Here is a 19088-nt window from a genome sequence, read left to right on the forward strand (position 1 = left end):
ATGTCATTACAAAACCGGTTATTTGCGCGAGAAGTGCACGACCAGTCGGTCGCCTACCATTTGCAGCACTTGCACCAGAATCAGCAGCAATACCACGGTGACAATCATCACGTCGGTCTGGAACCGCTGGTAGCCGAAACGGATCGCCAGGTCACCCAGGCCACCGGCACCGACCACACCGGCCATCGCCGTGTAGGAAACCAGTGTAATCGCCGTCACCGTAATCGCTGCGAAGATGCCCGGACGGGCCTCCGGCAGCAAGGCGTTCATGATGATCTGGCGAGTGGTCGCGCCCATCGACTGGGTCGCTTCGATGATGCCGCGATCGACTTCACGCAACGCGGTTTCCACCAGCCGCGCGAAGAACGGCGTCGCACCCACCACCAGCGGCGGAATCGCACCGGCCACGCCCAGCGAGGTGCCGGTGATCAGCACGGTGAACGGGATCATCACGATCAGCAGAATAATGAACGGCAGCGAACGCAGGATGTTCACCACCAGCGACAGCAAGGCGTACACGCCTTTGGCTTCGAGCAACTGACGTGGGCTGCACAGAAACAGCAACACGCCCAGCGGCAAGCCGAGCAGCACGGTGAACAGCAGCGAACCGCCGAGCATCATCATGGTGTCGCCGGTGGCGAGCCAGATTTCGTACCAGTCGATATTGGTGAAGAAACTCATCAGGTCTTCCATTAGCGCAACACCTCCATGTGAACGTCAGCGGCGGTGAAGCGGGCGAACGCCGCTTCCATGTCGCCACCGGTGACGGCGAGGGTCAATTGCCCGTAGGGAATGTCTTTGATGCGGTCGATGCGACCGGCCAGGATGCTGTAGTCCACACCGGTTTCCCGGGCGACGGTACCGAGCAACGGCGCGTAGGTCGCTTCGCCCTGGAAGGTCAGACGCACGATGCGGCCCGGCACATGAGCGAAGTCATCGCGTTGCTCGCTTTCGTCGATCTGTTCGTCTTCCTGCACGAAACGCTTGGTGGTCGGGTGCTTCGGATGCAGGAACACATCGGCCACCGAACCTTGCTCGACAATCACACCGGCATCCATCACGCCGACCTGATCGCACACGCGGCGGATCACATCCATCTCGTGGGTGATCAGGACGATGGTCAGCTTCAGCTCGCGGTTGATCTCGGCCAGCAGTTGCAGGACCGACGCCGTGGTCTGCGGGTCAAGAGCGCTGGTGGCTTCGTCGCACAGCAGGATCTTCGGTTTGGTCGCGAGCGCGCGTGCGATGCCGACGCGCTGCTTCTGGCCACCGGAAAGCTGCGCCGGGTATTTTTTGGCGTGATCGGACAGACCGACCCGCGCCAGCAACTCGGCCACACGCAGATCGATCTCGGCACGGGACAGTTCACCGGCCAGGGTCAGCGGCAGCGCGACGTTGTCGGCCACGGTCTTGGACGCCAGCAGGTTGAAGTGCTGGAAGATCATCCCGACCTGCTGACGGAAACGGCGCAGGCCTTTGGCGTCCAGCGCGGTGACTTCTTCGCCGTCGACGATGATCTTGCCGCCACTGGATTGCTCCAGGCGATTGATCAGACGCAGCAGGGTACTTTTTCCCGCACCGGAATGGCCAATCAGGCCGAAAACCTGACCGTTCTCGATGGAGAAGCTGGTCGGGTGCAGCGCGGTGATGTCCTTACCGGCGACGCGGTAAGTTTTATGGACGTTTTGAAACTCGATCACGTAGCGAACCTTGTGGGGCGCGTTGGAAAAGGATCAGCGGTTAGCCGGGCGCGCATTTTAGCCTGTCCGTATAGAGGTTATTAGCATTTATTCCGCATTCAACCTGTCATTTGGCAATAACGCGATCAAAGGTCATAAAAAAGGAACGCCCAAAAACCTCATCAGTCACTAGTTAAGCGACTTGAAACTCCGGGCGCCGTGTCCGGAAACCACTCAAGAGCCTCGGCAGCACCGGGGTCAAACGAGGAGTTTACGTCTGATGAGCAGCAAAAAACCTGTCCCTTCCAAAAGTGAGCTGGCCGGAACCGATACTCTGGATCGCGCCAACACCAACGCCAAACTCGACAGTCTTGAAAAATTTCGCTCCGACGCCACCGGCCAGGCCCTGCGCACCAATCAGGGCGTGAAGGTCGCAGACAACCAGAACACGCTGAAGGCCGGCGCTCGCGGGCCGTCGCTGCTGGAAGACTTCATCATGCGTGAAAAGATCACGCACTTTGACCATGAGCGGATTCCCGAGCGCATCGTCCACGCCCGCGGCACCGGCGCCCATGGTTTCTTTCAGAGCTACGAGAACCATTCGGCGCTGACCAAGGCCGGTTTCCTGCAGGATCCGGGAAAGAAAACCCCGGTGTTCGTGCGTTTTTCCACGGTGCAGGGGCCACGCGGTTCCGGCGACACCGTCCGTGACGTGCGTGGTTTTGCCGTGAAGTTCTTCACCGACGAAGGCAACTTCGATCTGGTCGGCAACAACATGCCGGTATTTTTCATTCAGGACGCGATCAAGTTTCCCGACTTCGTCCACGCGGTAAAACCCGAACCGCACAACGAAATACCCACCGGCGGCTCCGCGCACGACACCTTTTGGGATTTCGTGTCGCTGGTGCCGGAATCCGCGCACATGGTCATCTGGGCCATGTCCGACCGCGCCATCCCGAAAAGCCTGCGCAGCATGCAGGGCTTCGGTGTGCACACCTTCCGCCTGATCAACGCCGAGGGCAAATCGCGCTTCGTCAAATTCCACTGGCGCCCTACCGCCGGTACCTGTTCGCTGGTGTGGGACGAGGCGCAAAAGCTTGCGGGTAAAGACACCGACTACCACCGGCGCGATCTCTGGGAAGCCATCGAGATGGGCGATTACCCGGAATGGGAACTTGGCGTACAGATCATCGAGGAGGAAAACGAACACGACTTCGATTTCGACATCCTCGATCCGACCAAACTGATCCCCGAGGAAATCGTCCCGATCACGCCGCTGGGCAAGATGACCCTCAATCGCAACCCGGACAACTTCTTCGCCGAGACTGAACAGGTCGCGTTCTGCCCCGGCCATATCGTGCCGGGGATCGACTTCTCCAATGACCCGCTGCTGCAAGGTCGGCTGTTTTCCTACACCGATACGCAAATCAGCCGACTTGGCGGGCCGAACTTTCATGAGCTGCCGATCAATCGCCCGGTCGCGCCATTCCACAACGGCCAACGCGATGCCCAGCACCGTACGGTGATCGACAAGGGCCGCGCCTCTTACGAACCGAACTCCATCGATGGTGGCTGGCCGAAAGAAACGCCACCGGCGGCGCAGGACGGCGGGTTCGAAAGCTATCCGGAGCGGATCGACGCGCACAAGATCCGTCAGCGCAGCGAGTCGTTCAGCGATCACTTCTCCCAGGCTCGGCTGTTCTTCAACAGCATGAGCCCGCACGAGAAAGAGCACATCATCGCTGCCTACAGTTTCGAACTGGGCAAGGTTGAGCGTGAATTCATCCGGGCGCGGGAAGTGAACGAGATTCTCGCCAACATCGATCTGGAACTGGCCAAACGCGTGGCGGCCAACCTGGGTCTGCCGGCGCCAGGCAAAGGTACCGTGGACGTGCCGAAAACTTCACTGGATCGCTCGCCAGCGTTGAGTCAGGCCAACCTGTTGCCGGAAAACATCAAGACACGGAAAGTCGCGATCCTTGCGGCCAACGGTGTCGATGGTGCGGCGATTGATGCGATGAAGAAAGCGCTGGCGGCAGAGGGTGCGCACGCCAAACTGCTTGGCCCGACTTCGGCGCCAGTGAAGACCGCTGATGGCAAAACCCTGGCGGTGGATGCATCGATGGAAGGCATGCCATCAATTGCGTTCGACGCGGTATTCGTGCCGGGTGGCGCGGCGTCGGTCAAGGCGTTGAGCGGTGACGGCGTGGCGTTGCACTACCTGCTGGAGGCGTACAAACACTTGAAGGCAATCGCGCTGCATAGCGAGGCCAAACAGTTGCTGGACGTGCTGAAGCTGGAGGCGGATGCCGGATTGCTGGAGGGCAAGGATGTTGGCGCGCTGACCAAGCCATTCTTTGCGGCGATCGGGCAGCATCGGGTTTGGGACCGGGAGCCCAAGGCCAAGGCCATTCCTGCTTAAGGCTGTTGGTTGGCTGAAAGGACGCCTTCGCGAGCAAGCCCGCTACCACATTGGTTCTCACATGAACTCAATGCGGGAGCGGGCTTGCTCGCGTGGCGTTCCGACGAAGCTTTTCAGGGTTTGCGCGGGCTCAGAACCATCTGTGCCGGCACGCTGCGCAGAATCTGTTTCTCGATTTTCAGATCGAAATCCGGATCAAGCTTCTTCACGCGCTTGGTGATCAACGTCGCCAGCCACGGGTAATCATTGGTGCGCGGGGCCTGAATGCTTACCGCACAGTCGTAATTCACCACATCGGCGGCGATCGCATCCAGTTGGCGACGAAGTTTGCGGCTGTCGGTGATATTCAGCGCGACCGTAGTGCTTTGCGCAGTCGGATCGATCACCTTGGCTTTCGGCTTGGCTTCAGCGGCTTGCAGCGCCGCTTCGGCTTTCTCCAGTTCAGCCTTGCGCGCTTCAGTGATCGCGCCGTTGACGCCACCCGTCAGCGCCGGGGCCTTGGGCATCAGCACGCGGGCACGGGCCAGCGCAGTCGCCGCCGCATTCACATCGCCCTTTTGCAGGACGATCTGGCTGCGACGCAGATAGGCCTCGGCCAACTGGCGCTGGTATTGCTCAAGGGATTGATCGTTGGGTGTTTCGGCCTGCAAGGCTGCCAATTGGTCTTCGGCAGTGGCCAGTTCGCTGCTGGCCAGACTTTGCTCCAGCTGTGCGATGGCCGTGGCCCGCGCATCGGGGACTTCGGCCACCGGCGGCGTGCTTTGGCAGGCGCCCAGCAGCACTGAAAAGGCCACAAGGAGCAGATAACGGGAGGCGAACGGCTTCATTCCTGCGACTCTCTATTTGCGCAAAAAACGAGCAAGTCTACACCCCTCGACGGGGCAGAACAAAACTCAGCAGAAACAGTGCGGCCGCCGTCACAACGATGGACGGGCCGGCCGGGGTGTCCTTGAACCAGGACAGCGCCAGCCCGCCACACACGGCGAGCATGCCCAGCACGCTCGCGCCCAGTGCCATCTGCTCCGGCGAACGGGCGTGACGTTGTGCCGCAGCCGCCGGGATGATCAACAGCGATGTAATGAGCAACACACCGACGATTTTCATCGCCACCGCGATCACCACCGCAATCAACAACATCAGCGCCATGCGCAATCCGGCCACCGGCAGGCCTTCGACCCGCGCCAGTTCTTCGTGCACGGTGATCGCCAGCAGCGGGCGCCACAAGGTCACCAGCAACACCAGCACCGCCGCGCTGCCGCCGAGGATCCACGCCAGATCGGTCGGGCTGATCGCCAGCAGGTCGCCGAACAGATAGGCCATCAGGTCGATCCGCACTTCATGCATGAAGCTTAGTACGACCAGCCCGAGAGAGAGCGTGCTCGGCGCAAGAATGCCCAACAGCGTGTCGGACGCCAGTGGCTGGCGCTGCTGCAAGGTCACCAGCAGCACCGCCAGCAGCAGGCAGCCCACGGTCACCGCGACAGTCGGGCTGACATCCAGCAGAAAGCCCAGCGCCACGCCGAGCAGTGCGGCGTGGGACAGGGTGTCACCAAAATAGGCCATGCGCCGCCAGACCACGAACGAGCCCAGCGGCCCCGCGACCACCGCCAGCGCCAGACCTGCAAGCAGGGCGTAGAACAGAAAATCAGCCATGCTTGCAGCTATCTCCGTGAACGTGAGGTTGAGCCGACAGGGGCCCTTTGACCACCGACCCATGCAGGTCGTGGGCGTGATCATGATGGTGGTGATAGATCGCCAGGCTCGGCGCATTGTTGCCAAACAGCTCGACGAAGGCCGGATCGCCGCTGACCTGCTCGGGATGCCCGGAGCAGCAGACGTGACGGTTGAGACACACCACCTGATCGGTGGTGCTCATCACCAGATGCAGATCGTGGGAAACCATCAATACGCCGCAGCCGTGACGGTCGCGCAGTCGGGTGATGAGGCTGTACAGCTCGGCTTGTCCGGCGACATCGACGCCCTGAACCGGCTCGTCGAGCACCAGCAGCTCCGGCTCGCGCAACAAGGCACGGGCCAGCAATACCCGCTGCATTTCACCGCCGGAAACGCTTTGCACCGGGCTGTCGATGACGTGTTCGGCGCCGACTTCCTTGAGTGCCGCCAGCGCACGCGGGCGATCGACCCCCGGCACCAGCCGCAGGAAGCGCAGCACCGACAGCGGCAAGGTCGGATCGACGTGAAGTTTTTGCGGCATGTAACCGACGCGCAGTTTCGGCTTGCGCCAGACGCTGCCGCTGTCGGGTTTCAGCAGCCCGAGCACGGCACGCACCAGGGTGGTCTTGCCGGCGCCGTTGGGGCCGATCAGAGTGACGATCTGCCCCGGCTCGACGCTCAGGTGAATGTTGTCCAGCACGTTCTGCCCGGCAAACCGGACCGCCACCTGCTCCAGACGGATCAGCGCATCGCTCATCAAGCCCCCCGACAACCGGAGCAGAGGCCGACCACTTCGACGGTCTGGGCTTCGACGATGAAGCCGACGTCCTTGGCACTGTGAACGATGGCGTCGCTGATGCTTTTTTGTTCAAGTTCGATGGCGGCGTGGCATTCGCGGCAGATCAGGAACTGGCCCTGGTGCGAATGCTCCGGGTGAACGCAACCGACGAAGGCGTTGAGCGAGGAAATGCGGTGCACCAGGCCGTTTTCCAGCAGGAAGTCCAGCGCCCGATACACGGTTGGCGGAGCAGCGCGGCGGCCGTCCTGCTCGCTGAGCACCGCCAGAATGTCGTAGGCACCCAGCGGCTTGTGGCTCTGCCAGACCAGCTCCAGCACTCGCCGGCGCAGCGCGGTCAGGCGCAAGCCTTTCTGTGCACACAGGGCATCGGCCTCGGACAGCGCGCTGTGAACGCAGTGCGAGTGGTCGTGGGGACGGCTGGCAATCGGGGTAATAGGCATGAGCGGCGACGAGTTTGGTTAGAGACGTTATTATGTTACCCGTTCTCGCCTCATTGAGTGGTCATCGTGTCCCGACTTTTTTCTGTTTTTGTCGTATTCATCACCGGTTTTCTGCTGATCGGTCCGGCTCAGGCCGAGGTCAGAGTCCTCACCAGCATCAAGCCCCTGCAATTGATCGCCGCTGCAGTGCAGGACGGTGTATCGATTCCGGAAGTGCTGCTACCGCCGGGGGCTTCGCCGCACAACTACGCATTGCGTCCGTCCGATGTGCGCAAAGTGCAATCGGTGGACCTGCTGTACTGGATCGGCCCGGACATGGAAGGTTTCCTGCCTCGCGTGCTGAACGGTCGTACGCTGCCGAGCGTCGCGGTACAGGATCTTTCAGGCATGAAGCTGCGTCGTTTCGCTGCGGACAGCCACTCCCACGCTGAAGAAGCCGACGAACACGATCACGATCATCGCCCGGGCAGCCTCGATGCGCATTTGTGGCTATCGCCGGTGAACGCGCGGGTTATTGCCGACAAAATGGCTGCTGACCTGAGCGCCGCAGACCCGGCCAATGCCGAGCGCTACCAGAGCAACGCCAAGGCGTTCGATGAGCGTCTGGATGCACTCGACCAGCGCTTGAAGAAACGCCTGGCCGGTATTGAAGGCAAACCCTACTTCGTCTTCCACGAAGCCTTCGACTACTTCGAAGACGCCTACGGCCTGAAACACACCGGCGTATTCAGCGTCGCGGCGGAAGTGCAGCCGGGCGCCCAGCATGTGGCGGCGATGCGCGCGCGATTGCAGGAGGTCGGCAAGACCTGCGTGTTCAGTGAGCCGCCGCTGCGTCCACGCCTGGCCGAAACGCTGGTGGCGGGCCTGCCGGTGAAGCTGGCGGAGCTGGATGCGTTGGGCGGGTACACGCCAGCGACGGCTCAGGGTTACGAGCAAGTGCTGGAGAAGCTGGGGAATGACCTGGCGGGCTGTCTCGAATCGCTCTGATACAAAAAACCGCAGCCTGCAAACAGGCTGCGGTTTTTCTTTTACAGGGCGAAAGGTAGCGGCGTATTGACCGCCTGACGCTGCGCCAGCCGCTGCTCGAACTCTTTCGGATCATGGATCAGCACGTCCTGCCCGGCGAACGATTCCGCCGCGATCAACCGCGAAAGCCAGAACCGCACGCACGCCACTCGCAACATGGTCGGCCACAGCTCGGCTTCGGCAGCCGTGAACGGTCGCAGTGCCGCGTAGGCACCCAGGAACGCACGCGCACGCGGGCCGTCGATCAGACCGTCATCGTCAGAGCACCAGTCGTTCAGAGCAATCGCCACGTCATAGAGCATCGGACCGGAGCAGGCGTTGTAGAAGTCGATCAGCCCGGTCAGGTGAGTGCCTTCGAACATCGCGTTGTCGCGGAACAGATCGGCGTGGATGTTCGCTCGTGGCAGCGCGAGAATTTTCTCTTTCTGTTGAGAGATTTCATCGAGCGCGGTTTGCAGCAGTGCGCGCGGTTCATCGCTCAGGTGCGAAAGGAACTGAGTACCCTCCTCCAGCATCCAGTCCAGGCCACGATCGGTCTTGCGCTTGATCATGTTGTCGCCCTGGGTCGCCAGGTGCAGATGCGCCTGTAGGTCACCGACCTGCGCGCAATGCTGGGCGTTGGCCTGCTTGATGTGCTTGCCCGCCAGACGCGGCTGCAGCAGTGCCGGTTTGCCTTTCAGCTCGCGCAAGGCCACGCCGTCAGTGGTGCGCAGTGCATAAGGCACCGGCAGATCGGCTTCGTGCAACACGTCGAGCAGGTCGATGAAGAACGGCATTTCCTGGACCGGCCCGCGCTCGACCAGGGTCAGGACGAACTCGCCCTTTTCCATGCTGATGAAGAAGTTGGTGTTTTCGCTGCCGGCGGCGATCCCCTGGAAATCGAGCAGACGGCCGAGCCCGTAAGGGGCGAGAAAGGTTTCCAGCTCGGGCCGAGCCAGGGGGGTGAACACAGACATGGTTAAAAACTGCTCAGTTCTGGCGCCGCCATCAGACGGCGCCGATTAAAAGTCAGGAAACTTACTTCCAGGTAAAGATTTCCCACGACGGAATCAGCATATCCGGCTGGTCGGACCGGATGTAGTTCGCGTCCGTACCATCGGCGCGCACCAGGAAATAGGGTTTGCCGCCCTTCGGTGTGACCTTGATCGCATACACGAATCCACTCCGGCTGTATTCCTGAATGACCTTATCGCCTTCCGTGTGCGTGCTAATGGTAACTTCCGGCTCCGAGGATGGCGCATCATCCGCCGCCATCGCGGCCAGCGGTGAGACAGCAATCAGACTGACCAGCAGCAAGCGATTTAACGTACGCATGATAACCTTGTCCCTTTGTCGTCAATGGTCCCGCTATTCTAGCGCCGGGCCCGCCGAAAAGGTTGATTCTGCTCATGAGCCAAGCCCCCCTCGTCCTGGTGGACGGTTCGTCTTACCTGTACCGCGCCTTTCACGCGCTGCCACCGCTGACCACCTCCAAAGGCATGCCGACCGGTGCGGTCAAAGGCGTGTTGAACATGCTCAAGAGCCTGCGCAAGCAGTATCCGGACAGCCCGTTCGCCGTGGTGTTCGACGCCAAGGGTGAGACATTTCGCGATGAGATGTACGCCGAATACAAGGCCAACCGCCCAAGCATGCCGGACGACATGCGCGTGCAGATCGAGCCGCTGCACCAGAGCGTGATCGCCCTCGGTTTCCCGCTGCTGTGCGTCGAAGGCGTCGAGGCCGATGACGTGATCGGCACCCTGGCTCGCAGCAGCGCGGCTGCCGATCGCCCGGTGATCATCTCCACCGGCGACAAGGACATGGCGCAACTGGTCGACGGCCACATTACCTTGGTCAACACCATGTCCGGTAGTTCGATGGACGTGGAGGGCGTGAAGGAGAAATTCGGCGTCGCTCCCGAGCAGATCATCGATTATCTGGCCCTGATGGGCGACTCTTCCGACAATATCCCCGGCGTTCCGGGTATCGGTCCGAAGACTGCTTCCGGCCTGCTGGTGGGCGTCAACGGCGGCCTGACCGAGCTGTATGCGCAGCTCGACATCGTGCCGACCCTGCCGATTCGCGGCGCCAAGACCCTGCCGGCCAAGCTCGAAGAGCACAAGGAGATGGCGTTCCTCTCTTATCAACTGGCGACCATCAAGGTTGACGTGCCGCTGGATATCGGCCTCGACGACCTGCAAATGGGCCCGGAAGATCCGGCCAAACTGCTTGAGCTTTACACCCTGCTGGAGTTCAAGAGCTGGATCAACGATCTGCAGCGGGACGCCAAGCGTCTGGAACTGAGCGTTGCCACCGAGCCTGCGCCGGCCGGCGATCTGTTCAGCGCGCCTGTCGTAGAAGAAGCGCCCGCCGCTCCGACTGAAGCCGCGTATGAAACGATCCTCGATCAGGCGCGCTTCGACGTCTGGCTGGAAAAGCTGAAGAACGCCAAGCTGTTCGCCTTCGACACCGAAACCACCGGGATCGACGCCCAACAGGCACAACTGGTCGGTCTGTCCTTCGCGGTGCAGGCCAACGAAGCAGCCTACATCCCGCTGACCCACTCCTACATCGGCGTACCGGAGCAACTGGATCGCGACACCGTGCTGCGCGCGCTCAAGCCGATCCTGGAAGACCCGAACAAGCTCAAGGTCGGCCAGCACGCCAAGTTCGACATGAACATCCTGGCCAACTGCGCCATCGGTGGCGACCAGAACGAAGGCATCACCGTACGCGGGGTTGCCTTCGACACGATGCTTGAGTCCTACGTGCTCAACTCCACCGCCACTCGTCACGACATGGACAGCCTGGCGCAGAAGTACCTCGATCACACCACCGTGAGTTTCCAGGACATCGCCGGCAAAGGCGCCAAGCAGCTGACCTTCGACCAGATCGCCCTGGAACAGGCCGGGCCGTATGCCGCCGAAGATGCCGACGTGACCCTGCGCCTGCACCAGACGCTGTTCGAGAAGCTGAGCGCCATCCCGAGCCTGGCCAGCGTACTGACGGATATCGAGATCCCGCTGGTGCCGGTGCTCGCTCGCATCGAACGCCAGGGCGCGTTCGTCGACGCTGAACTGCTCGGCATCCAGAGCATTGAGCTGGGCAACAAGATGGTCGCGCTGGAGCGCGAAGCCTTCGAAATCGCCGGTGAAGAATTCAACCTCGGCTCGCCGAAGCAACTGGGCGTGATCCTCTACGAAAAACTCGGCCTGCCGGTGCTGAAGAAGACCGCCAAGGGCCAGCCATCCACCGCCGAAGAAGTGCTGGCGAAACTGGCCGAAGACGATCACCGCTTGCCGAAAGTGCTGATGGAACACCGTTCCATGAGCAAGTTGAAGAGTACCTACACCGATCGCCTGCCGGAGCAGATCAACCCGCGCACCGGACGTATCCACACCTCATATCATCAGGCCGTTGCGTCGACCGGTCGCCTGTCGTCGAGCGATCCGAACCTGCAGAACATCCCGGTGCGCACCGCCGAAGGCCGGCGCATCCGCCAGGCGTTCGTCGCGCCGAAAGGCTACAAACTGCTGGCGGCGGACTACTCGCAGATTGAACTGCGGATCATGGCGCACCTGTCCCGCGACGAGGGCTTGATGAACGCCTTCCGCAACAATCTGGACGTGCACACAGCAACGGCAGCGGAAGTATTCAAGGTCGAGCTGAACGAAGTGACCTCCGACCAGCGCCGTGGCGCCAAGGCGATCAACTTCGGCCTGATTTACGGCATGGGCGCGCAGAAGCTGGGCAAGGACATCGGCGTCGACACCAAGACCGCCAAGGCCTACATCGACACCTATTTCGCGCGCTACCCGGGCGTTCGCGAGTACATGGACCGCACCCGCGCGCAGGCAGCAGATCAGGGTTTCGTGGAAACGATTTTCGGTCGTCGTCTGTATCTGCCGGACATCAACTCCAACAAGCCGCAGGAACGTGCCGCCGCCGAGCGCACCGCTATCAACGCGCCGATGCAGGGCACCGCAGCGGACATTATCAAGAAAGCCATGGTGGCGGTGGATAACTGGCTGAGCGCTTCCGGGCTGGACGCCAAAGTCATCCTGCAGGTGCACGATGAACTGGTGCTGGAGGTACGCGAGGATCTGGTCGATCAGGTTCGCGAAGAAATACGCGTGCACATGAGCGAAGCGGCAAAACTGGACGTGCCGTTACTGGTGGAAGTCGGGGTTGGCAACAACTGGGACGAGGCGCACTGAGGTTTCTGAGACGGGGTTTTGCCGCGACAGAGCGTCGCGGCAAAGGCATCGAAAACCGCTTAGGCCTGATCGTTCTTGAGCTTATTCCAAAGTTCTTTGAAAAAATTCTGAACTAATCTTGCGACAAGGCACTCAGAGATACTGAATGGCTGGTGAAGCCCTTCGATGCTCCTATGTTGTGTTAAGTGTTGGCAGATATCTGAACCCCGCCCTAGCGGTTCGGAGCTTAAACCCCGGAACTTCTCCCTCCCCATATGAAGTCCGGGGCTTTTTTTGCCTCAAAACTGCCTGTGCCTTGCCTGGCGGCACCACAGACAGTTTTGAAATCCCCTTATTCTGCCTCGGTCGCCGCTTCGGCACCTTTATCCGCCAGTTCCATCCAGCCTGCCAACACAGTGTAGGCCTCTTCCAGGCCCATGCGTTTCGGGGCCGAGAAAAGCTGGATCGTCACTTGATCGCCCCAACCCTTGCGGATTTCCGACTGCACCTTGAGCAGGGTGTTCTTGGCTGCGCCATAGGTCAGCTTGTCGGCCTTGGTCAGGAGGATGTGCATCGGCATGCCGGCGGCAACAGCCCAGTCGAGCATCAGCAGGTCGAAATCGGTCATTGGATGACGGATGTCCATCATCAGAATCAAACCCTTCAAACTCTCGCGGCCACCGAGATAAGCCTCCAGGTGACGCTGCCAGTGTTGCTTGAGCGGGATCGGTACTTTTGCATAACCGTAGCCCGGGAGGTCGACCAGACGCCGTTCATCGTCTAGCTTGAAGAAGTTCAACAGCTGTGTGCGACCCGGGGTTTTCGAGGTGCGCGCCAGGCTGGCGTGAGTCAGAGTGTTCAGCGCGCTGGATTTACCGGCGTTGGAGCGACCGGCGAACGCCACTTCAAAGCCTTCGTCGTCGGGGCACTGATCGACTTTGGCGGCACTGAGCATGAACGTGGACTGTTGGCACAGGCCGAGGATGGGATTCTTGAGTTGCATGGGATTTCCGATGTGGGCGGCGCCGGGATTAGGCGCGGAACGCGGTGTCGCTTCCGTTTCAGTGGCGCCAGTATATAATGCCGCAGATTTTGTGTGTGCTTTGTCCCAGCGAAGGATGAAGTTCACGAGAGCGACAGACTTTGATTGCGCATTAGAACGCAGAACGCTCTCAACCCTGAAAAGGTCGTTTTATGACGAAATGGCTGCTGGCTGCCGGAGTCTTGATGCCGCTGTACAGCGCACAGGCTACACAGGATCCGGAAGCCGTGTACAACCGTGTATGTGGAGCCTGTCATTCCGGCCAACTACCCATGGCGCCCAAAAGAGGCGATCAGGAAGCTTGGACGCCGAGGTTGGCGAAAGGTATGGAGACGCTGGTGCAACACGTGACCCAGGGTTTCAAGGCGATGCCGCCGCGTGGTTTGTGCATGGACTGCAGTGCCGAGGATTACCAGGCCATCATCCTATGGATGAGCGAGAGTAAGCCCGGTCCATAACTCTTAACCCTTAGCCGTAGTTGGATTAGCTGATGAACAAACTGATCGTGAGTCTGCTGTTGACCGTGGGAATCTCAGGTTTCGCCCATGCTGCAGGCGATGCCGCCGCAGGCCAGGCGAAGGCTGCCGTTTGCGGGGCCTGCCATGGCCCGGATGGCAACAGCATGGCGCCAAACTTTCCAAAGCTGGCCGGACAGGGTGAACGTTACCTGACCAAGCAATTGCACGACATCAAGTCGGGCAAGCGCACCGTTCTGGAAATGACCGGCCTGCTGACCAACCTGAGCGATCAGGACCTGGCCGATATCGCTGCCTACTTCGCCAGCCAGAAAGGCAGCGTCGGTGCCGCCGATCCGAAGATCGTCGCTCGCGGCGAAGCCCTGTTCCGTGGCGGCAACCTCGAGAAAGGCCTGCCAGCCTGCACCGGTTGCCACTCGCCGAACGGCGCCGGCAACGCAGCCGCCGGCTTCCCGCACCTGGGTGGCCAACACGCTCAGTACATCGCCAAGCAGCTGACCGATTTCCGCAAAGAAGAAGCCGGCCGCAACAACGACGGCGACGCGATGACCATGCGCACCATCGCCCGCAAGCTGAGCGATGAAGACATCGCGGCAGTCTCCAGCTACATTCAGGGCCTGCATTAACACGCGCGATTCGAGCGTTGCGTGCAATGGCCAACGCCTGTCACGTTAACGCTCGATTAATCCGTCGCAGCAAGTATAAAAAGGGTGGCTTTGGCCGCCCTTTTTTGTGGCCGCTGCCGTTACACTACAGAACTCATGCCCGCCAGGACCTGTCTGAAAACAGGTCGCGCGAGGCGACCAAAATTGTCCAGGAGTAAAGCATGCGTAACCTGATCATCAGCGCCGCCCTCGTCGCTGCCAGCCTGTTCGGCGTGACCGCCCAGGCCGCCGAAGCCCCTGCTGCCCCTTACGTCGAGCTGAGCAACCCGGTGCCGGTCGCCGTGCCTGGCAAGATCGAAGTGGTCGAGCTGTTCTGGTATGGCTGCCCGCACTGCTACGCGTTCGAGCCGGTGATCAATCCATGGGTTGAGAAACTGCCGTCCGACGTCAACTTCGTGCGCATTCCTGCGATGTTCGGCGGTCCTTGGGACGCTCACGGTCAAATGTTCCTGACCCTGGAAGCCATGGGCGTCGAGCACAACGTGCACGCTGCCGTATTCAACGCGATCCAGAAAGAACACAAGAAACTGACCGACAAGAACGACATGGCCGACTTCCTCGCCACTCAAGGCGTGGACAAGGACAAGTTCCTGGCGACCTTCGATTCGTTCGCCATCAAAGGGCAGATCGTAAAAGCCCGCGAGCTGGCCAAGAAGTATGAAATCTCCGGCGTTCCAACCATGATCGTCAACGGTAAATACCGCTTCGACATCGGCTCTGCCGGCGGCGCCGAACAAGCGCTGAAACTGGCTGACCAACTGGTGGCCAAAGAGCGAGCGGCCAGCAAGGCAGCCGCCAACTAAGCGCGGCAATCGCCATGCGCCGCTGGGGAACCGGACGCGTCGTTGGCCTGCATGATCCGCAGGTCAACGAGCATCACCTGGAATCGACGGGCCTGCCCGCAGACAGCCGTCTGCGCTTGCTCAGCTTCAATATTCAGGTCGGCATCAGCACCGAGCGCTATCGGCACTACCTGACCCGCAGCTGGCAGCATCTGCTGCCGCACCCCGGGCGCTCCAGCAATCTGCAAAAGATCGGCAATCTGCTCGGCGACTTCGATCTCGTCGCCCTGCAGGAAGCCGATGGCGGCAGCCTTCGTTCAGGCTACGTCAATCAGGTCGAACACCTGGCCCAACTGGGCGCCTTCCCTTACTGGTATCAACAACTCAATCGCAACCTTGGCCGACTGGCCCAGCACAGCAATGGCGTGCTCAGTCGCCTGCGACCGTGGGCAATCGAGGACCATCCGCTGCCGGGTCCGAAAGGGCGCGGTGCAATTCTGGTGCGTTTTGGCGAGGGCCCGGAAGCGCTGGTAGTGGTGATGATGCATCTGGCACTGGGCGCGCGCGTGCGCAGCATGCAACTGGCCTACATCCGCGAGCTGATCGGCGGCTACAAGCATCAGGTGCTGATGGGCGACATGAATACCCACGCCAGCGATCTGCTGCAACACTCGCCGTTGCGCGACCTCGGCCTGTTGGCCCCGCAACTCGAAGCGACATTCCCCAGCTGGCGCCCACAGCGTTGCCTGGACCATATTCTGCTCAGCCCGACCCTGGCCCTGGAAAAGGTCGAAGTGCTGGCACAACCGATTTCCGATCACCTGCCGGTCGCGGTAGAGATTCGTCTGCCGGGTTCGCTCACGGCCGATGCATTGCCCGCGTTGAGCACTGCCCTTCGCGGAACCCCTGAATGAGCGACGAAGCCCAGCGCTGGAAAGAGAAATACCTCAAAAGCATCGAACAACAGGAAAAGCTCGAACGTCGATGGGACGCCCGGCTCGACTTGCTGCGCCGTGGTCTGGTGCGCAGCACCCTGGCGGCGGAAGGCACCGACCGCGTAGTCGATCAGTGCATGAAAGAAATGCGCGACGTGGTGCGCACCGATGACATGGACGCCGGCCTCGCCGCCCTGTTGCCACGCCTGGAAAAAGCCGTGCTCGATTCCGAGCAGCGCCGGGAAACCCGGATCGAACAGGTCAGCACCGCACTGACTGCGCTGGTTACTCAGTTGCAATCCCTCCCGCTGCCCCGCGATGTGGCCCAGCCGCTGAAGAAATTCGCCAAGCAACTGGACGGCCGGGTCAGTCAGGCAAGGGAAATGCCGCTGTTGCTCAGCGAGCTCAGCGGCTTGCAGGGCAAGGCCTTGAGCCGGCTGGAGACGCCAGCGGAACCCGGGCGCCCGGGGCTGTTGCAGCGCCTGTTCGGCAGCCGCGACAGCGAGGAAACGCATGCCGCAGTGACTCAGCCTGGCGTGGTCGCGCCTCCAGCACAGCCAGACCAAACGCCCGTCACGCATGAAATTGCGCCCTTGCAGGAAGCACCTGTCACGACCAGCGAAACGCTCGCCCCTGCGCCCGCCAGCCAAGCACCGGTCGCCGAAACCGTGGCAGAACCAGCGAAAACTCCCGCGCCGCTGCCTGAGTACCATTCTGAGCCGGAGGTGGTTGCCTTTGAGCCTTCCAGAATCCTCACCGAAGCCCCCACGGCCCCCGGCGAACCAGAACCCACCGAACCAGAACCCACTAAGCCTGAGCCGGAGCCGCAGGCCTTCACGCCTCCTCCGGTTTTCGCGCCCGCAGCGCCGAAAGCCATTAATCCGGACGAACTGATCCACCCCGGCGATACCCCGCCACCCGTGATCCTCGACAGCCTCCCCCTGCCCGAACCCATCGCTCAGGCACTGGCAGCCATCGATCCGGAGCAATCCGAGCACGACATTCTCTATGCCCTGCCCGACTCGCCGGAACCGTCCTACAGCTCGGTCGCCAAACATATCGAAGACACGCTGATCGGATTACTGGATGACCTGACCCTGCCGGAGCGCCACCGCCCGCAAGCCGAAGCCATGCGCGACCGCCTGAAAAACGGTCTGAACTGGTACGAACTGCTGCCGATCCTCGACGATCTGGCGACCTTGATGCTGGCCATTACCGACAGCGGCCAGCACGAATTCGAAGCCTACCTGCAGCAACTCAATGAACGCCTCGAAGCATTTCAGAGCAACTTGCAGGCCGCCAGCGAAGGCCACGCCGACAACAGCTCCGCGTCGCGGGCGATGGACACGCAGATCCGCGAACAGGTCGACGGCTTGCAGAACAGCGTGCAGGAAGCGGCTGATCTGGATGATCTGAAGCAAGTGCTGGAAAACCACCTCGAAGGCCTGCTCGGCACCATGGATCAGCACCAGAAGCAGCGAGACGCCCGGGAACAGGAAGTCGCCGGACGCCTGAAAAGCCTGGCCGAGCGCGTGGCGCACATGGAGCAGGAAGCGCTGGGCTATCGCGAACACCTTGAAGAGCAGCGCCAGAAAGCCCTGATCGATCCACTCACCGGCCTGCCCAACCGCGCCGCCTGGACCGAACGGCTCGAACATGAAATCGCTCAATGGCGGCAACACGGCAACACCCTTAGCCTGGCCATGCTCGACCTCGATCATTTCAAACGGATCAACGATAACTATGGCCATCTGGCCGGCGACAAGGTGTTGAAGATCATCGCGACGGTGCTGCGCAAGCGCCTGCGTGGCAGCGACTTCATCGCTCGTTTCGGCGGCGAAGAATTTGTCCTGCTGCTGCCAGCCACTACGCCGGCCGTCGGCGCCAAATTCCTGGAAACCCTGCGAGCGGCCATCGAAGCCTGCCCGTTTCACTTCAAGGGTGAGCGCGTCACGATCACGGTTTCCATGGGACTGGCGTCGTTCCGGCCAGGAGAACACAGCGATCTGGTGCTCAAAAGAGCCGATCAGGCGCTTTACCGGGCGAAAAACGCAGGGCGTAACCGGGTGGAGCTGGGCTGAGGCAATTGTTCCATATTGTTTAAATCAGCCCTTCAAGCGTCGAAGCGCAAGGCGATACGTTACACTGTTGCATTATCGTCTTGCGTGTACTGCCCTCTGCCATGAAATTTTTTACCCTCCTCGTGTCGCTGATCCTCCTGGCCGGTTGTGCCAGCGGCCCGCGTTTTGACACCAGCCATCCTTCGCTCAATCACGACAGTCGCGTGCAGTTTGTGATCGTGCACTACACGTCCGCCTCGCTCGAACACTCACTGCAATTGCTGACCCACGGCGAAGTCAGCAGCCATTACCTGATCGGCGACGACAAGAACGCCACCATCTACAAGCTGATGGACGAGAACCTCCGTGCCTGGCATGCCGGCGAAAGCGAATGGCAAGGCCGCACCTGGCTCAACTCCAGCTCGATCGGCATCGAAATCGTCAATCCGGGCTTCAAGGACACACCGACCGGTCGCCTCTGGTATCCCTACAGCGAAGCCCAGGTGCAATCGCTGATCGTTCTGCTCAAGGACATCAGCAAACGCCAGGGCATCAGCCCGCGCCACATCATTGGCCACAGCGACATCGCCCCGCTGCGCAAGCTCGACCCGGGGCCACTGTTCCCATGGAAGCGCCTGGCCGCCGAAGGGCTGGGGCTCTGGCCCAACGAACAAGCGGTGGCACGCCAACAGGCGCAGTTCGATGCCGAACTGCCGAGCATCACCTGGTTCCAGAGCCAACTGGCGCGCCTGGGCTACTCGACGCCGCAGACCGGCGAGCTTGATGTAGCGACCCGTCATGTGCTCGCGGCCTTCCAGATGCACTACCGCCCGACGCGCTTTGACGGCACGCCGGATGCACAAACGGCAGCGTTGCTGCTGGTGTTGAATCAGACAAAATAATGACGCCCGCC

Annotated in this window: 18 protein-coding genes; 9 read left to right on the forward strand and 9 right to left on the reverse strand. The window is 61.1% G+C overall.

All coding sequences use genetic code 11. The features are described 5' to 3' along the window. Positions 1-18 precede the first annotated feature (18 nt). Together MKZ87_RS22155 and MKZ87_RS22160 are read right to left on the reverse strand one after the other, a co-directional pair. Positions 19-693, reverse strand: coding sequence for a methionine ABC transporter permease (locus tag MKZ87_RS22155; RefSeq protein WP_007953997.1), 675 nt, complete (start codon positions 691-693; stop codon positions 19-21). Next, positions 693-1700, reverse strand: coding sequence for a methionine ABC transporter ATP-binding protein (locus tag MKZ87_RS22160; protein ID WP_266201990.1), 1008 nt, complete (start codon positions 1698-1700; stop codon positions 693-695). Before MKZ87_RS22160 ends, MKZ87_RS22155 begins: the two co-directional genes overlap by 1 nt. 259 nt (positions 1701-1959) lie before the next feature. On the opposite strand from MKZ87_RS22160, the gene katE reads away from it, so the two are divergent. Further along, complete coding sequence (gene katE, locus MKZ87_RS22165) at positions 1960-4101, forward strand: catalase HPII (protein WP_266201991.1); 2142 nt, start codon at positions 1960-1962, stop codon at positions 4099-4101. A 113-nt stretch (positions 4102-4214) separates the two neighbouring features. Here katE and MKZ87_RS22170 read toward each other — a convergent pair whose 3' ends face one another. The 4 genes from MKZ87_RS22170 to zur are packed head-to-tail and all read right to left on the reverse strand — an operon-like array spanning position 4215 to position 7014. Next, the gene (locus tag MKZ87_RS22170) at positions 4215-4928 is read right to left on the reverse strand and encodes a PA5502 family lipoprotein (protein ID WP_085696545.1); all 714 of its coding nucleotides are present in this window, start codon (positions 4926-4928) and stop codon (positions 4215-4217) included. Between the two features lie 37 nt (positions 4929-4965). After that, on the reverse strand, positions 4966-5754 hold the full coding sequence (gene znuB / locus MKZ87_RS22175; RefSeq protein WP_085647186.1) for a zinc ABC transporter permease subunit ZnuB: 789 nt from the start codon (positions 5752-5754) through the stop codon (positions 4966-4968). Next, a complete protein-coding gene (znuC, locus tag MKZ87_RS22180) occupies positions 5747-6532 on the reverse strand; it encodes a zinc ABC transporter ATP-binding protein ZnuC (protein ID WP_085690422.1) in 786 nt (261 codons plus the stop codon). Before znuC ends, znuB begins: the two co-directional genes overlap by 8 nt. Continuing rightward, positions 6532-7014: a zinc uptake transcriptional repressor Zur gene (zur, locus tag MKZ87_RS22185; RefSeq protein ID WP_085696548.1), complete on the reverse strand. Its 483-nt coding sequence runs from the start codon at positions 7012-7014 to the stop codon at positions 6532-6534. Before zur ends, znuC begins: the two co-directional genes overlap by 1 nt. Before the next feature lie 66 nt (positions 7015-7080). Between zur and MKZ87_RS22190 the strand changes: the two genes are divergently transcribed. Further along, positions 7081-8001 (forward strand): zinc ABC transporter substrate-binding protein, encoded by a 921-nt coding sequence (locus MKZ87_RS22190; protein ID WP_085696550.1) that lies wholly within the window; start codon positions 7081-7083, stop codon positions 7999-8001. Positions 8002-8042: 41 nt separating this feature from the next. Here the strand turns inward: MKZ87_RS22190 and MKZ87_RS22195 are convergent, their stop codons facing one another. Further along, positions 8043-8996, reverse strand: coding sequence for a homoserine kinase (locus MKZ87_RS22195; protein WP_266201992.1), 954 nt, complete (start codon positions 8994-8996; stop codon positions 8043-8045). Between the two features lie 61 nt (positions 8997-9057). Continuing rightward, positions 9058-9354, reverse strand: coding sequence for a DUF2782 domain-containing protein (locus tag MKZ87_RS22200; protein WP_085696553.1), 297 nt, complete (start codon positions 9352-9354; stop codon positions 9058-9060). A 74-nt stretch (positions 9355-9428) separates the two neighbouring features. On the opposite strand from MKZ87_RS22200, the gene polA reads away from it, so the two are divergent. Then, positions 9429-12236, forward strand: coding sequence for a DNA polymerase I (gene polA, locus MKZ87_RS22205; protein ID WP_266201993.1), 2808 nt, complete (start codon positions 9429-9431; stop codon positions 12234-12236). A 331-nt stretch (positions 12237-12567) separates the two neighbouring features. Here the strand turns inward: polA and yihA are convergent, their stop codons facing one another. Then, positions 12568-13218: a ribosome biogenesis GTP-binding protein YihA/YsxC gene (yihA, locus tag MKZ87_RS22210; protein ID WP_085696556.1), complete on the reverse strand. Its 651-nt coding sequence runs from the start codon at positions 13216-13218 to the stop codon at positions 12568-12570. A 191-nt stretch (positions 13219-13409) separates the two neighbouring features. On the opposite strand from yihA, the gene MKZ87_RS22215 reads away from it, so the two are divergent. From MKZ87_RS22215 to MKZ87_RS22240, 6 genes are all read left to right on the forward strand, one after another. Next, entirely contained in the window at positions 13410-13715 is a 306-nt protein-coding gene (locus MKZ87_RS22215; RefSeq protein WP_085696557.1) for a c-type cytochrome, read from the forward strand. A 32-nt stretch (positions 13716-13747) separates the two neighbouring features. Further along, positions 13748-14359 carry a c-type cytochrome gene (locus MKZ87_RS22220; RefSeq protein ID WP_039764863.1) on the forward strand — a complete coding sequence of 204 codons (612 nt, stop codon included), beginning with the start codon at positions 13748-13750 and terminating at the stop codon, positions 14357-14359. A gap of 200 nt (positions 14360-14559) precedes the next feature. Further along, positions 14560-15201 carry a thiol:disulfide interchange protein DsbA/DsbL gene (locus tag MKZ87_RS22225; RefSeq protein WP_085696558.1) on the forward strand — a complete coding sequence of 214 codons (642 nt, stop codon included), beginning with the start codon at positions 14560-14562 and terminating at the stop codon, positions 15199-15201. A 14-nt stretch (positions 15202-15215) separates the two neighbouring features. Next, on the forward strand, positions 15216-16094 hold the full coding sequence (locus MKZ87_RS22230; protein ID WP_085696559.1) for an endonuclease/exonuclease/phosphatase family protein: 879 nt from the start codon (positions 15216-15218) through the stop codon (positions 16092-16094). Next, the gene (locus tag MKZ87_RS22235; protein ID WP_085696560.1) at positions 16091-18196 is read left to right on the forward strand and encodes a diguanylate cyclase; all 2106 of its coding nucleotides are present in this window, start codon (positions 16091-16093) and stop codon (positions 18194-18196) included. Before MKZ87_RS22230 ends, MKZ87_RS22235 begins: the two co-directional genes overlap by 4 nt. 101 nt (positions 18197-18297) lie before the next feature. Beyond that, positions 18298-19077 carry an N-acetylmuramoyl-L-alanine amidase gene (locus MKZ87_RS22240; protein WP_085696561.1) on the forward strand — a complete coding sequence of 260 codons (780 nt, stop codon included), beginning with the start codon at positions 18298-18300 and terminating at the stop codon, positions 19075-19077. Positions 19078-19088 lie beyond the last annotated feature (11 nt).

This window comes from Pseudomonas sp. MCal1, from assembly GCF_026341415.1.
GTDB lineage: Bacteria > Pseudomonadota > Gammaproteobacteria > Pseudomonadales > Pseudomonadaceae > Aquipseudomonas.